The sequence below is a fragment of the Actinomadura luteofluorescens genome (genome assembly GCF_013409365.1).
In the GTDB taxonomy this organism is placed as follows: Bacteria; Actinomycetota; Actinomycetes; order Streptosporangiales; family Streptosporangiaceae; genus Spirillospora; species Spirillospora luteofluorescens.
Window position 1 is genome coordinate 9,459,162 of record NZ_JACCBA010000001.1, and the last position, 14,723, is coordinate 9,473,884.

The window sequence follows — 14,723 nt, forward strand, 5'->3', positions numbered from 1 at the left end:
CGTCAGGAGGGAGCCGTCCACTCCTGCTCCTTCCACGCCGGGTCGAGCGGCGTGTGGGCGATGTGGTTGGTGTAGTTGGACAGGGTCTTCATGCCGACGCCGAGGACCACGTCCAGGACGTGGCGGCGGGTGTGGCCGGCGGCGAGGAACGCCTCGACCTCCGCGTCGTCCACCCAGCCGCGCTGGGTGACCATGGCGCCGGTGAGGCGGCGGACGGCCTCCAGCGCGGGGTCGTCCAAGGGACGCCCCGCGCGCAGCGCCTCCACGACCTCGGCGGGGACGCGGGCCCGCAGCGCCACGGTGGAGTGCGCGGCCACGCAGTACTCGCAGCCGTTCAGCACGCTGGCCGTGATCAGCACGGCGTGCTTGGCGTGGCCCGGCAGCGACGACTTGTTGAACTGCTCCGACAGGGCGTTGTAGCCGGCGAGCAGTTCCGGCGACTCGGCCATCACGCCGTTGAGCGTGGTGACGAACCCCATCCGCTTCTTGGCGGCCTCCAGTTGCGGGCGCGCGTCAGCGGGGGCGTCGGTCTCGTCGTACACGGTGAACTCGGCCATCGTCATCTCCTCAACGGGTCGTCAGGGGAGCGGGGAGAGGGAGCGCAGGGCGGCTTCCACCGTGCCCGCCAGCTCGCCCGGGTCGGCGCCCGCGCGAGAGCGCAGGTTCACCCCGTAGGCCAGTAGCGCCAGCATCTGCGCGGAAGAGCGCACGTCCACGTCAGCGCGCAGCTGCCCGTGCTCGCGGGCGGCGAGAAGGGCGGTGCGCATGGCGGTGCACAGCGCCTCGTGGTGGGCGTCGAGCACCTCCCGCTCGTCGGCGTCGCTCCCGTCCTGTGCGGCGTGGGCGTTGGACACCAAGCAGCCCCAGCGGGCGTACTCGCCGGAGCACCGCGCGGTGACGAGCCCGTCGAAGAACGCGGCGATGCCTGGCAAGCCCCGCCCGTCGGCGGCGAGCCGGTCGAACACCGGGCGCGACCACCGGTCGGCGTAGCGGCGCAGCGCCGCCACGTACAGGTCCCGCTTGCCGCCGAACGTCGCGTACAGGCTGGACCGGCTGAGCCCGGTCTCGGCCACCACCTCGGCGATCCCGGCGGCGCCGCCGCGCCGCCAGAACAGGCGCACCGCCCGGTCCAGGACGGCGTCGGGATCGAAGTGCTTGACGTCCGGCATCGCCCCGCCTCCCCAACTTGGAATGATCGTTCCAAGATTGGCACGCGGCCCCGAGGCGCGCAAGAGGGGGGCGACGGTCCTGTTATCGCGGGCGTATCGGAAAGCGCATACGCCACCGCAACAGACCCTCGTCTTCGCTGGACCCATGGACCACAGCGGTCCCGTGCCGGGCGCTTAGCGCCCGGCCGCGGAAGGTGATCAGGAAATGGAGCGCTTGGTGTCACACAGGAACGTTCGCCCGCTGCTGAGGGCCGGTCTCGCCGCAGGCGTCGCCATGACGATGGCGGCGCAGGCCGCACCTGCCACCGCCGCCCCGGCCCGGGTCGGGAACGTGCAGAAGGCGATGGAGGAACTGGCCAGGACTCCCGGGGTCGTGGGGGTCGTCGGCGGGGCCTACGTCGACGGCAGGCCCGTCGGGACGGCCAGCGCGGGCTCCCGGCTGCTGGACGGCCAGGGCGGGAGGATACCCGCGGACGCCCGCTTCCGGATCTGGTCGCAGACCAAGCAGATGGTGGCCGTCGCAGTGCTGCAACTGGTCGAGGAGGGCCGGTTGGGCGTGGACGACAAGCTCGGCGACCTGCTGCCCGTGGTGGTGGAGAAGGACCTGGTGGAGCGGGCCGACGAGGTCACGGTACGGCAGATGCTCCGGCACACCTCCGGGATCCCCGACTGGTACGCCGGCAAGCCGAACCCGGACGGGAGCGAGGGAGACGACCCCTCGTTCGACGTGTTCGACTTCACGACCCGCTACCAGCCGCTCGATCTGGTGAAGTGGAGCCGCGGCCGGCCGCGGACCGGCGAGCCGGGCGAGAAATGGACCTACTCCAACACCAACTACACCCTCCTCGGCTTGATCATCGAGCGGCTGACCGGTCACGACCTGGCCACCGAGCTGCACGAGCGCCTGTTCGGCCCCCTCGGGATGACCAAGAGCTACCTCATGGTCGAGCCGCCGGACGGCGTCAAGGGGCCGCACGGACACGGGTACTACCCCGACGCCGGCGGCACGCCGCGCGACGTGGACCGGTTCAACGCCGGCTACACCGGCGGGGCCGGAGGGGTGGTCTCCACCGCGCACGACGTCAGCGCCTTCCAACGGGCCTTCGCCCAGGGCAAACTGCTGCCGCCGGAGCTCCAGCGGGTCCTGACCGACCGGCTGCCCAGTGATTCGCGCACCCAGGGCAAGAGCCGCAGCGGTTGCAGCGACGATTTCTACATCACGGGCGGGCTGGCCCCAGGCTCCATCGCCATGACCTTCTACTCGGCGGACGGCCGCCGCCAGTTCGCGATGTCGTTCACCCTGAGCGTCAAGCCCAGCGCCGTGGAGGTCGACGCGGGCAGGGCCGTGGAGACGGTCTTCTGCCCGTCCTCGTAGCGGCCGCTCCGGGCACCCCGCGCCGGGACGTTCAGGCGAGGCCCGCGTCGTGGGCCAGCAGCGCGATCTGGGTGCGGTTGTCCAGGTCGAGCTTGGTCAGGACGCTGGACACGTGCGCCTTGACCGTGGCCACGCTCATGAACAGCTCGGCGGCGATGTCGGCGTTGGAACACCCGCGCGCGATCGCCAGGACGACCTCGTTCTCGCGGGGGCTCAGCCGGGCGAGCGCCGCGCGGGCGCGCTGGTAGGCGCCGGCCTCCACCGCCGCGCGGTCCATGAGGCGGCGGGTGATGCGCGGCGACAGGATCGGGTCGCCGGCGGCGACCTGCCGGACGGCGTGGACGATCTGGTCGGGCGGGGTGTCCTTCAGCAGGAACCCGCTGGCGCCCGCGCGCAGCGCGTGCAGGATGTTCTCGTCGGAGTCGAAGGTCGTCAGCACGACGACCTCCGGCGGGTTCGGCCGGGCCCGCAGCCTGCGGGTCGCGGTGATGCCGTCCACGCGCGGCATCCGCAGGTCCATCAGCACGACGTCGGGGGAGTGCGCGTCGGCGGCGGCGGGCACCTCGTCGCCGTCGGCGGCCTCGCCCGCCACGGTGATGCCGCCCGTCCCGTCCAGCATCATCGACAGCCCGGCTCGGACGAGGGCGTCGTCGTCCACGATCAGAACGCGCAGGGGGCGGGTCACGCGGGCCATGGTAGCCAGGCGCGCAGCCGGAACTCGCCCTCTGCGGCCTGGTGGTCGAGCCGCCCGCCCGCCAGCCGCACCCTCTCGGTCAGCCCCACCAGTCCCGTGCCGCTGCCGGGCGCGAGCGGCTCCGCGCCGCCCTCGGGCAGCGGGTTGCGGATGTCGACCACGAGCCGGGCCCCCGGCCGGCCCTCCAGCACGACCCGGACGGGACGTCCCACGGCGTGCTTGCGGGCGTTGGTCAGCCCCTCCTGCACGACCCGGTACGCGGTGCGCCCGGCCGCCGCCGGAAGCGCGGACGCGCCGACCGTCTCGTCACGCAGCTCCACCTGCCCGCCCGCGTCGCGGGACTCCTCCACCAGCCGGGGCACGTCCTGCAGCACGGGCTGGGGCCGGTCCTCCTCATCGGTGTCCTCGGCGCGCAGCAGCAGGATCACCTCGCGCAGCTCGTCGAGCGCCTGGTGCACCCCGGCGCGGATCACCCCGGCGGCGTGCGACAGCTTCTCGGGCGGCGCGTCCGGCCGGTACTCCAGCGCGCCCGCGTAGGTCGCCAGCAGCGACAGCCGGTGGGCGAGCACGTCGTGCATCTCCCGGGCGATGCGGGTCCGCTCGGCCATGCGGGCCTCGGCGATCCGGCGTCCCTGCTCCGCCTCGGCGCGGCGGGCCCGCTCGCGCAGCGACCACAGCAGTTCCCGGCGCGCCCGCGCCAGCGCGCCCCAGCCGACCATCGCGCCGTAGCCGAGGGTGATGAGCAGCAGCCACCAGCCGAAGGAGATCCCCCGGTTCGGCTGCCACAGCCCCTGCACGACGTGCGACGCGACCCCGACCGCGCAGACCAGTGCCGCCACCCGGAACGGGCGACGCTGCGCGACCTGCAACACGCCGATGCTGGCCGCCGGGGTGGCGGTGGGGGACAGCGCCCCCAGCACGGTCAGGGCCAGGGTGACGCCCACCGGCCGCCAGAGCAGCAGCGGCGACAGCAGCCAGCTCAGCAGGGCGACCGCGACGTCCAGCGCCAGGACGGTGCCGCCCACGTCCGCGCTGAAACGGCCCCACAGTGTGAGCCCGCCGAGCGCGCCGGCCGTCGCGGCGACGCCGGCCGCCCACCACCGCATGCGCCGGGCATCGTCTCTCGCCTGGTCGAACGTCTCGCTCACGGGCCGAGGCTAGCCGCAGCGGCCTCGGTGCCGACACCGACCAAAGTCGGTGCCCTCCCGTACCGCGGACGGACCGGCTCTCGCCCCGCGCCCGATGCGCCGGCCGCGGTCGGGCGGCCACGCTTCCGGACATGAACGAGCCGCGACGAAGGGAGAAGCACATGTCCGGAGGTACTGGTGCACGGCGGGCGCTGACCGTGGCGGGAGCGGTCGCCGCCCCCCTCGCGCTGTGGGTGGTGACCGGCCCGGTGACCGGGCTCGATCCGTCCGCGGAGACGGGCGGGGAGGTCCAGCCGGTCGGGGCGGGCCTGGTGATCGCGGGCAGCCTGATTCCGGGGCTGGCCGCCTGGGGCCTGCTCGCGCTGCTGGAACGCGTGACCGGGCGGCCGGGGCGCGTGTGGACCGTCATCGCCGTGGCGGCGCTGGTCCTGTCGATGTCCGGACCGCTCAGCGGTGCCGCCGACGGCGCGTCCATGGCGGTCCTGGCCGGGATGCACCTGATCGTGGCGGCGATCCTGATCCCCGGCCTCGGCCGTACGGCCCGCCCGACGTCCCGGCGAGACGAGCCGCCGGTCCCCGCATGACCGGCCGGAGAGCAGGAGGACCGGACGGGGCGGCCGCCCTCACCCGGCGGCGCCGGCCAGGCCGGACTCGTAGGCGATGATCACTAGCTGGGCGCGGTCGCGGGCGCGGAGCTTCGTCAGCAGGCGGCCGATGTAGGTCTTCACGGTGGCCAGGCTCAGATGCAGGTGGTCGGCGATCTCGGTGTTGGACAGGCCGCGGGCGACAAGGGCGAGGACCTGGCGTTCCCGCTCGGTGACGCCGTCGAGGGCGCGCGGGAGCGGGCTCGCGGTCCGGGGCCGGCGGGTGAACTCGGCGATGAGGCGGCGGGTGACCGTGGGGGCCAGGAGTGCCTCGCCGGCGGCCACGACGCGGACGGCGTTGAGCAGGTCGGCCGGTGGGGTGTCCTTGAGCAGGAAGCCGGCGGCGCCGGCGCGCAGGGCCGCGAAGACGTGGGCGTCCAGGTCGAACATGGTCAGCATGAGCACCCGGACGTCCGCGGTGTCGGTGGCCTGGCGGATCCGCCGAGTCGCCTCGATGCCGTCCAGGCGGGGCATGCGCACGTCCATCAGGACGACGTCGGGCCGCAGGGCGCGGGCGAGGTCGACGGCCTCGGCACCGGTGGCTGCCTCGCCGACCGAGGTGAGGTCGGAGGTGGTGTCGATGAGGGCGCGGAAGCTGCCGCGCAGCAGCGCCTCACCGTGACCCGGCAACAGGCCGGAGCCGCGTGCTCGGCCACGTTGGTCAGCACTGCTCACCGGCGCCGTCTGCTGCTGTTCGGGGGTGCTCCTCAGAGCGATCGTCTCCTCCCTGGGATGAGAATGGGGCGTCCGGGCACTTGGCGGATGCCTTTCCCGGGCTTTCGGTGCGCGGGTTGACGAGAGCGAAGCGCGCATGTCATCCTGGTTCCGGCATCGAGGTTGACAATTCTCATAGGTGTGGACAGCTATCGGCATTTTGGCTTATGCTGCCGTTCCGCGCCCGTCCTTTGACGTCCCCTCCCTCCGTATCGGCCGTGATGTCGTCGGCGTGCGCGCCTCCAGTTCGCCGCGAGCCCTCGGAAGGACACCTGTTGGCAGCCTCGCGCACCAGTTCCGCCGTACCCGCCGGTCCCCGCCGCGTCTCTTTCTCACGCATCCACGAACCCCTCGAGGTTCCCGATCTGCTCGCCCTGCAGACCAACTCCTTCGACTGGCTGGTCGGCAACGAGCGCTGGAAGGCCCGGGTCGAGGCTGCTCGCCAGGAGGGACGCAGGGACGTCCCGACGCAGTCGGGGCTGGAGGAGATCTTCGAGGAGATCAGTCCGATCGAGGACTTCTCCGGGACCATGTCCCTGTCGTTCCGGGATCACCGGTTCGAGCCTCCGAAGTACTCCGTGGAGGAGTGCAAGGACAAGGACATGACCTACTCCGCCCCGATGTTCGTCACGGCGGAGTTCATCAACAACACCACCGGTGAGATCAAGAGCCAGACGGTGTTCATGGGCGACTTCCCGCTCATGAGCCCCAAGGGGACGTTCATCGCCAACGGCACCGAGCGGGTGGTGACGTCCCAGCTGACGCGTTCGCCGGGGGTGTACTTCGACCGGGCGCTGGACAAGGCGTCGGACAAGGACATCTACGGGTGCCGGGTGATCCCGAGTCGGGGTGCCTGGCTGGAGTTCGAGATCGACAAGCGTGACAACGTGGGTGTGCGCATCGACCGCAAGCGCAAGCAGCCGGTGACGGTGCTGCTGAAGGCGCTGGGGTGGGACGAGGCGCGGATCCGGGAGCGGTTCGGCTCGTATGAGTCGATCAATGTGACGCTGGAGAAGGACCACACGTCCGGGCAGGATGACGCGCTGCTGGACATCTACCGCAAGCTGCGGCCGGGTGAGCCGCCGACGCGGGAGTCGGCCCAGACGCTGCTGGAGAACCTGTACTTCAATCCCAAGCGGTACGACGTGGCGAAGGTCGGCCGTTACAAGATCAACAAGAAGCTCGGTCTGGACCTGGACATGAACCAGGGGACGCTGACCGAGGACGACGTGGTCGCGACGATCGAGTACCTGGTGCGTCTGCACGCGGGTGAGGAGGAGGCGACCCTGGGCAGTGTGGCGGTGCCGATCGAGGTCGATGACATCGACCACTTCGGCAACCGGCGGCTGCGCACGGTGGGGGAGCTGATCCAGAACCAGGTGCGTCTGGGGCTGGCCCGCATGGAGCGGGTGGTGCGGGAGCGGATGACGACGCAGGACGTCGAGGCGATCACGCCGCAGACGTTGATCAATATCCGGCCGGTGGTGGCCTCCATCAAGGAGTTCTTCGGCACCAGCCAGCTGTCGCAGTTCATGGACCAGACCAACCCCCTGGCCGGCCTCACCCACAAGCGGCGCCTGAACGCGCTCGGCCCCGGTGGTCTGTCGCGTGAGCGGGCGAGCATGGAGGTCCGTGACGTCCACCCGTCGCACTACGGGCGGATGTGCCCGATCGAGACGCCCGAAGGCCCCAACATCGGCCTCATGGGGTCCCTGTCGTCCTACGCCCGCGTCAACCCCTTCGGCTTCATCGAGACGCCCTACCGCAAGGTCGTCGAAGGCCGCGTGACCGACGAGATCGACTACCTGACCGCCGACGTCGAAGACCGCTACGTCATCGCGCAGGCCAACACGCCGATCGGCGCCGACGGAACCTTCGCCGAGCAGCGCGTCCTCGTCCGGCGAAAGGGCGGCGAGATCGAGGCCATCCGGCCCGACGAGGTCGACTACATGGACGTCTCACCGCGGCAGATGGTGTCGGTCGCGACGGCGATGATCCCGTTCCTGGAGCACGACGACGCCAACCGTGCGCTGATGGGGTCGAACATGCAGCGGCAGTCGGTGCCGTTGCTGCGCAGTGAGGCGCCGCTGGTCGGGACGGGTATGGAGTACCGTGCCGCGACCGATGCCGGTGATGTGATCACGGCGGAGAAGGCGGGTGTGGTCGAGGAGGTCTCGGCCGACTACGTGACGGTGATGAACGACGACGGGACCCGGACGACGTACCGGGTGTCGAAGTTCAAGCGGTCCAACCAGGGCACGTGCTTCAACCAGAAGCCGATCGTGGACGAGGGTCAGCGCGTCGAGGTCGGTCAGGTGATCGCCGATGGGCCGTGCACCGATGACGGTGAGATGGCGCTGGGCAAGAACCTGCTGGTGGCGTTCATGCCGTGGGAGGGCCACAACTACGAAGACGCGATCATCCTGTCGCAGCGGCTGGTGCAGGACGACGTCCTTTCCTCGATCCACATCGAGGAGCACGAGGTCGACGCCCGTGACACCAAGCTGGGCCCCGAGGAGATCACCCGCGACATCCCGAACGTGTCCGAGGAGGTCCTGGCCGACCTGGACGAGCGGGGGATCATCCGGATCGGCGCCGACGTGGTGCCCGGTGACATCCTGGTCGGGAAGGTCACCCCGAAGGGGGAGACCGAGCTGACCCCGGAGGAGCGGCTGCTGCGGGCGATCTTCGGTGAGAAGGCGCGCGAGGTGCGCGACACCTCGCTGAAGGTGCCGCACGGCGAGCAGGGCAAGGTCATCGGCGTGCGGGTGTTCTCCCGCGACGACGGCGACGAGCTCCCGCCCGGGGTGAACGAGCTGGTCCGGGTGTACGTGGCGCAGAAGCGCAAGATCACCGACGGGGACAAGCTCGCGGGCCGGCACGGCAACAAGGGCGTCATCTCCAAGGTGCTGCCGGTGGAGGACATGCCGTTCCTGGAGGACGGCACCCCCGTCGACATCGTCCTGAACCCCCTGGGCGTGCCCGGCCGCATGAACGTCGGACAGGTCCTGGAGACCCACCTCGGCTGGATCGCCTCCCGCGGCTGGGACATCGGCGGCGTGGAGGAGGAGTGGGCCGAGCGGCTGAAGGACAAGGGCCTCGACCGCGTCGAGCCGCGCACCAACGTCGCCACCCCCGTGTTCGACGGCGCCGGCGAGCAGGAGATCATCGGCCTGCTGGGCACCACGCTGGTCAACCGCGACGGCGACCGCATGGTGATGCCGACCGGCAAGGCGCGGCTGTTCGACGGCCGCACGGGCGAGCCCTACCGCGATCCGATCGCCGTCGGCTACATCTACATCCTCAAGCTCCATCACCTGGTCGACGACAAGATCCACGCTCGTTCGACCGGCCCGTACTCCATGATCACCCAGCAGCCGCTCGGCGGTAAGGCCCAGTTCGGCGGCCAGCGCTTCGGTGAGATGGAGGTCTGGGCACTGGAGGCCTACGGCGCCGCCTACGCCCTCCAGGAGCTGCTGACCATCAAGTCCGACGACGTCCTCGGCCGCGTGAAGGTCTACGAGGCCATCGTCAAGGGCGAGAACATCCCCGAGCCCGGCATTCCCGAGTCCTTCAAGGTGCTCATCAAGGAGATGCAGTCGCTGTGCCTCAACGTCGAGGTGCTCTCCAGCGACGGCATGTCCATCGAGATGCGCGACACCGACGAGGACGTCTTCCGCGCCGCGGAGGAGCTCGGCATCGACCTCTCCCGCCGCCCGAACGAGGGCGCGATGAACGTCGACGAGATCTGAGGCGCGGCGGCCCCGGCCCGAGCGCTCGCCTCCCGTCGCGGGATGCGGCCGCCCGGGCCGGTGACCACCGGGCCGCCGGGGACGGTCACCGCCGCAGGTCGAACGACAGGTGCGCGGACAGCGCGCGCAAGAAGTCGGCGGCGTCGAACATCTCCCCGGCGGAGGCGGCACCGGTCGTCCTGGTCCGGCCGGTGAGGATGCGGTCAACCGCCTCCACCGCCAGCGGCGCGCTGACGGCGTAGATGTCCCGGCCGCTGGCCGTGGCGCGCCGTTCCTCGCCGCCGGAGCGCACGACGACGTCGACCAGGAACCTCTGGTCGGAGCGTCCGCGCTGGTCGGCCGCCGCCGGCGCCGGCGTGTCCGGGGCCGACAGGTCCTCGACCGCCTCGACAGTCATGTACGAGCGCACCTCGGGGACCGCCAGGTGGCTGGGGATCGTCACGACGTCGGCCATGCTGAACTCCCCGATGACGGGCCGGACGCCCATCGGCTCGGGGAACGTCCACTTCAACGAGGGGAGCGTGTCCTGGTGGTACTCCAGCTTTCCGCCGGTGTGGCGGACCCTCTGCCCGTCGCGGCGTTCGTGGGAGACCGCGCCCGCGGCACGTGTGCCCGCGGTGGGGTGCCAGCTGCTCAGCCCGTAGGCGACGTGCACCTCGTCGGCGGCGGTCCAGTCGCCCATCGCGGCGGTGGCCAGCAGGTCGCCGAGGCCGCCGAAGAAGGCCATCGCGGGAACGACCGCGGTCCGCGCGTCGCGGGCGCGTTCGGCGAAGTGCGCGAGCGTGTCGGCGTTGGCCTCGATCTCGGCCGCCACGTCCACGTAGGGGATGCCGGCGCGCAGCGCCGCCTCGGCCACCGGGGCGGCCGTCGCGGCGAAGGGCCCCGCGGAGTTGACGACGGCGGCGGCGCCGGCGAGCGCGCGGTCGAGCGACGCCGGATCGTCGGCCGCCGCGGGCCGGACGTCCAGGCCCGCGAAGGACTCCGCCAGTGCTCGCAGCTTCCCGGCGTCGCGGCCGGACGCCACCGGGACGAACCCGCGTTCCCGCAGCTCCGCCACCACGAACCGCCCGGTGTGCCCGTACGCGCCGAACACCGCGACCGTCTGCCCCGATCCCATCGTCTCTCCCGTCGTCTTCGCTCGAACCACTGGACCGATCATGGCGGCGGCGGACGTAGCGCACGAGCGTCTGGAACGCCATGACTCGTACAATTCCGGACATGAGGACCGTCGCGGTCGCCGTCACCGACGGGATGCTGCACTTCGAGCTGTCGGTGGCCTACGAGGTGTTCGGCGGCGCGCCGGCCGGGGTGGCCGGGCCCTGGTACCGCCTCCTCGGCTGCGGGCCCGGCACCGTGCGGGCCGGCGGTTTCCGGCTGGAGCCCGACCACGGGCTGGACCGGCTGGCGAGCGCCGACACCGTGATCGTCCCGGGGTGGGCCGACGTCGACGCGGAACCGTCCGGCGATCTCGTCGACGCGGTGCGCGCGGCCCATGAGGCGGGCGCCCGCGTGGCCTCGCTCTGCACGGGCGCGTTCGTGCTGGCCGCCGCCGGCCTGCTGGACGGGCGGCGCGCGACCACCCACTGGGCGCACACCGGGGCGCTGGCCGCGCGCTATCCCCGGGTGGAGGTCGATCCGGACGTCCTGTACGTGGACAACGGCAGCGTGCTCACCTCGGCCGGCAAGGCCGCCGCGATGGACCTGTGCCTGCACCTGGTCCGTCTCGACCGCGGCTCGGCGGTCGCGAACGTCGTCGCGCGCCGCCTGGTCGTGCCGCCGCACCGCGCGGGCGGCCAGGCCCAGTTCGTCCCGTCACCGGTGCCCGCCCAGGAGAGCCACCCGCTCGCCGAGCTGTTCCCGTGGGCGATCGAACGGCTGGACCGCCCGCTGACCGTGGAGGACCTGGCCCGCCGGGCCGCCATGAGCTCGCGCAACCTGGCCCGCCAGTTCAGGTCGGTGACCGGCACCACGCCGCTGCAGTGGCTGCTGACCCAGCGGATCCGCCGCGCCCAGGAGCTGCTGGAGACCACCGACGACAGCGTCGAGGCGATCGCGGCGGCCACCGGCATGGGGACCGGCGCGACGCTGCGCCGCCACTTCAACCGCACGGTCGGCGTCCCGCCCGACACCTACCGCCGCACCTTCCGGCGCTCTCACGCCGAGGGCGCCGCGGACAGGACTCCGTCCGGCGAAAGGCAGGCCGCGACATCGCGGACGTAGCACCACCCGTTCCCGGACGCCTCCCGGCGCACCCGCCCCGGAGGACCTTCCTGCTCCTGGCGTAGGCGATCCGCCTGCCCGGTTTTCAACGCGGCCCGCGTCATGGCCGTGACCGAGACACGACCCGGCTCGTGCCGCGGGCGCGGCGCGATGCCGTTCAATCGAGGGAGAGTGCATGGACGCCGATGTGATCATTGTGGGCGCCGGTCCGACCGGGCTGATGCTGGCCTGCGAGCTGCGGTCGGCGGGGGTGAGGCCGCTGGTCCTGGAGCGCCGGCCGCAGCGCCGCGACACCCCGAAGGCCGGGGGACTGGGCGGGCAGATCCTGGAGCTGCTGCGCTACCGGGGGCTGCTGGAACGCTTCGAACAGGCCTGCACCGATCCCGTTCCGGCCCCCCGGTTCCCGTTCGGCGGGGTGCACCTGGACTTCACCCGCCTGCCGGACCCTCCGATGCACGCCCTGCCGCTGCCGCAGCAGCTGCTGGAACGGCTCCTCGACGAGCGCGTGGAGGAACTCGGCGCCGAGGTGCGCCGCGGGCACCAGGTCGCCGGGGTGAGCCAGGACGCCGCCGCGGTGACCGCGGAGGTGCGCGGCCCGGACGGGACCTACCGGGTGAGCGCCCGCTACCTGGTGGGGTGCGACGGTGCGCGCAGCCGCGTCCGTGACCGGGCCGGGATCGGCTTCCCCGGCACGACCTATCCGGAGGTCAACCGGCTGGCCCAGGTCACCCTGCCCGACACGGTGACGGTGCTGGGCGACGGCGGCCTGGACGTTCCCGGGTTCGGCACGATCCAGGCGGGGTTCACCCAGACCGAGCGCGGCATGTTCGGGCTCGGCTCGTCCCCGGACTCCAGGATCGTCTCCCTCTACACCAACGAGGACGAGGCCACCGAGTACGACGACGACGCGCCGATGACCGTGGCCGAATTCCAGGCCAGTATCCGGCGCGTGCTCGGCGCGGACCTGCCCGTCGGAGAGGCGCACCGGCTGTCGCGGTTCACCTTCCAGGCGCGGCAGGCCGAGCGCTACCGCCACGGGCGGATCCTGCTGGCCGGCGACGCGGCGCACCTGTTCCCCGCCACCGGTGTGGCGATCAACGCGGGCATGATGGACGCGGTCAACCTGGCGTGGAAGCTCGCCGCCGCCGTCGCGGGCGGGGCGCCGTCCGGGCTGCTGGACACCTACCACCGCGAGCGCCACCTCGCCGGCGCCCGCACGCTGCTGCACACCCGCGCCCAGGTGGCGTTGAGGCGCGCGCACGATCCCGCCGCCGAGGCGCTGCGCGAGCTCTTCCAGGAACTGCTGACCGACGAGCAGCCGCTGCGCCGCATGGGGGCGCTCCTGTCCGGCGCCGACATCCGCTACCCGATGCCCGGCGCCGCCCACCACCCGCTGGCCGGCGCCTTCGCGTCCGACCTCACCCTGCACACCGACCAGGGCGTCACCAGCGTCGCCGAACTCATGCGGCCGGCGCGGCCCGTCCTGCTCGATCTCGCCGACCGGTCGGACCTGCGCGAGTCGGCCCAGGGCTGGGAGCGCCGCGTCGACGTTCGCACCGCCAAGACCGGGGAGCGCCCGGCCGACGTCCTGCTGATCCGCCCGGACGCCCACATCGCCTGGGCCGCGGCCGTCGACGAACCCGCCGGCACCGCGGCACCCGCACTGCGTCAAGCGTTGTCCGACTGGTTCGGCGCCCCTGACGCCGACGACGCCTGAGGGCGGGGGCCAGCAGTGCCCATACGTTCACGTCCGGGACGGAACGTCGTGCCCGGTGGGGCGCCAGCCAGCGGTCACGTCGTGCGAGTACAACCAGGAGACGCCGCGTTCGTAGAAGAGCTTCATCGCCGCGGGCATGACGAGGTTGCGGGCTTGGCGGGTGAGGAATCCCGCGGTCTTGGCGTCCCGGTTGGCGCCGGCTGATCGCACCATCTTGGCGATCCGTGCCCGCCGTCTCTGCTCGTAGAGGGCCAAGGCGGCGGGCACGCCGGCCTCCTGGAGCGCCCGTGCCAGGACGACGGCGTCCTCGATCGCCATGGACGCGCCCTGCCCGGCGCCGACCGGGTGGCCGGAGTCGCCGACGAGCACGGTCCGGTCGTCGCGCCAGACCGGGACCTCGGGCAGCACGTGCATGAGGGTGGGCCGGTGCCATTCGGTGACCCCGGCGAGCACTTCGGTGGGCATCTGCTCGCGCCGGTAGAGCTCTTTGACCAGGTCCAGGTCGATCGAGGCCGGGTCGGGCCGCCGGGGGGAGGCGACCTGCGCCGCCCACCAGACCGCGCCGTCCGGTGCGGCGAGGTAGATGAACGCGCCGTTGCGGCCGAAGACCATGTTGAACGCGCCGGGCTCCACGTCGACGCCGCGAGCGACCCCGGACGCCGTGTAGAGCCCTGCGTACCGGGGCTCCGGGGCCTCGGGGTCGAGGATCCGCCGGGTCGCCGACCAGATCCCGTCCGCTCCCACCAGCAGGTCGGCCTCGGCGGCGAGACCGCCGGCGAACTCCGCGCGGACCGCCGCGCCCTCGGTGGCCGCGCCCACCAGGCGCTCCCCGGTCACGACCCGGGCTCCGGCCCGGACGGCCTCCGCGCGCAGCGCCTCCACGAGCCGTCCGCGCATCAGGGTGACGCTCATGAGGGAGTCGCCGGCCAGCCGTCCGCGCGGTGTGTCGCCCAGCCGCCTTCCCGTCTCGGCCCAGAGGCGCTGGCGAGGCACGGCGAAGCCCGCCCGCTGGACGGCCTCCAGGCAGCCGAGCGCGTCCAGACCGCGCAGCCCGTTGACCGCCAGGCTCAGGAACGATCCGACCCGACCCGCCGGGTCGGCATACGCCTCGTACACCGTCACCTCGGCTCCGATGCGCCGCAGCGCGACGGCGCCGGCCGCTCCGGCGACCCCACCACCGATCACGATGACTCGCACGACCCCTCCTGAATCCAGATTCACCGAATCTGTATTCGGTGAATTCTGGCTCAGTATTTGGGATACTGCGTGTGCTGTCAACGGCGACCCGGA

The 14,723-nt window shown here is 72.2% G+C and carries 12 protein-coding genes; 5 read left to right on the plus strand and 7 right to left on the minus strand.

Translation table 11 applies throughout. From position 1 onward, the window contains the following. Positions 1-2: 2 nt before the first annotated feature. The gene (locus tag BJY14_RS43510; RefSeq protein ID WP_179848941.1) at positions 3-557 is read right to left on the minus strand and encodes a carboxymuconolactone decarboxylase family protein; all 555 of its coding nucleotides are present in this window, start codon (positions 555-557) and stop codon (positions 3-5) included. A gap of 21 nt (positions 558-578) precedes the next feature. Beyond that, a complete protein-coding gene (locus BJY14_RS43515; RefSeq protein WP_179848942.1) occupies positions 579-1,169 on the minus strand; it encodes a TetR/AcrR family transcriptional regulator in 591 nt (196 codons plus the stop codon). 217 nt (positions 1,170-1,386) lie between these two features. Between BJY14_RS43515 and BJY14_RS43520 the strand changes: the two genes are divergently transcribed. Then, the gene (locus BJY14_RS43520; protein WP_179848943.1) at positions 1,387-2,544 is read left to right on the plus strand and encodes a serine hydrolase domain-containing protein; all 1,158 of its coding nucleotides are present in this window, start codon (positions 1,387-1,389) and stop codon (positions 2,542-2,544) included. A 31-nt stretch (positions 2,545-2,575) separates the two neighbouring features. Here BJY14_RS43520 and BJY14_RS43525 read toward each other — a convergent pair whose 3' ends face one another. Together BJY14_RS43525 and BJY14_RS43530 are read right to left on the minus strand one after the other, a co-directional pair. Beyond that, entirely contained in the window at positions 2,576-3,238 is a 663-nt protein-coding gene (locus BJY14_RS43525) for a response regulator transcription factor (RefSeq protein WP_179848944.1), read from the minus strand. Continuing rightward, a complete protein-coding gene (locus tag BJY14_RS43530) occupies positions 3,226-4,386 on the minus strand; it encodes a sensor histidine kinase (protein ID WP_312879755.1) in 1,161 nt (386 codons plus the stop codon). The genes BJY14_RS43525 and BJY14_RS43530 overlap by 13 nt, the downstream gene beginning before the upstream one ends. A 161-nt stretch (positions 4,387-4,547) precedes the next feature. On the opposite strand from BJY14_RS43530, the gene BJY14_RS43535 reads away from it, so the two are divergent. Further along, positions 4,548-4,970 (plus strand): DUF6069 family protein, encoded by a 423-nt coding sequence (locus tag BJY14_RS43535; RefSeq protein WP_179848945.1) that lies wholly within the window; start codon positions 4,548-4,550, stop codon positions 4,968-4,970. Positions 4,971-5,009: 39 nt separating this feature from the next. Here BJY14_RS43535 and BJY14_RS43540 read toward each other — a convergent pair whose 3' ends face one another. Then, complete coding sequence (locus BJY14_RS43540) at positions 5,010-5,663, minus strand: response regulator (RefSeq protein WP_376770065.1); 654 nt, start codon at positions 5,661-5,663, stop codon at positions 5,010-5,012. Between the two features lie 356 nt (positions 5,664-6,019). Between BJY14_RS43540 and rpoB the strand changes: the two genes are divergently transcribed. Continuing rightward, entirely contained in the window at positions 6,020-9,496 is a 3,477-nt protein-coding gene (gene rpoB, locus BJY14_RS43545) for a DNA-directed RNA polymerase subunit beta (protein WP_179848947.1), read from the plus strand. Between the two features lie 85 nt (positions 9,497-9,581). Here the strand turns inward: rpoB and BJY14_RS43550 are convergent, their stop codons facing one another. Beyond that, complete coding sequence (locus BJY14_RS43550) at positions 9,582-10,613, minus strand: saccharopine dehydrogenase NADP-binding domain-containing protein (RefSeq protein ID WP_179848948.1); 1,032 nt, start codon at positions 10,611-10,613, stop codon at positions 9,582-9,584. A gap of 101 nt (positions 10,614-10,714) precedes the next feature. Here BJY14_RS43550 and BJY14_RS43555 point away from each other — a divergent pair, with 101 nt between their 5' ends. After that, positions 10,715-11,716 (plus strand): helix-turn-helix domain-containing protein, encoded by a 1,002-nt coding sequence (locus BJY14_RS43555; RefSeq protein WP_218905860.1) that lies wholly within the window; start codon positions 10,715-10,717, stop codon positions 11,714-11,716. 175 nt (positions 11,717-11,891) lie between these two features. Beyond that, a complete protein-coding gene (locus BJY14_RS43560) occupies positions 11,892-13,433 on the plus strand; it encodes an FAD-dependent monooxygenase (RefSeq protein WP_179848950.1) in 1,542 nt (513 codons plus the stop codon). A 27-nt stretch (positions 13,434-13,460) separates the two neighbouring features. On the opposite strand, the gene BJY14_RS43565 is transcribed toward BJY14_RS43560, so the two are convergent. Continuing rightward, complete coding sequence (locus BJY14_RS43565; protein WP_179848951.1) at positions 13,461-14,630, minus strand: FAD-dependent oxidoreductase; 1,170 nt, start codon at positions 14,628-14,630, stop codon at positions 13,461-13,463. Positions 14,631-14,723: the final 93 nt, after the last annotated feature.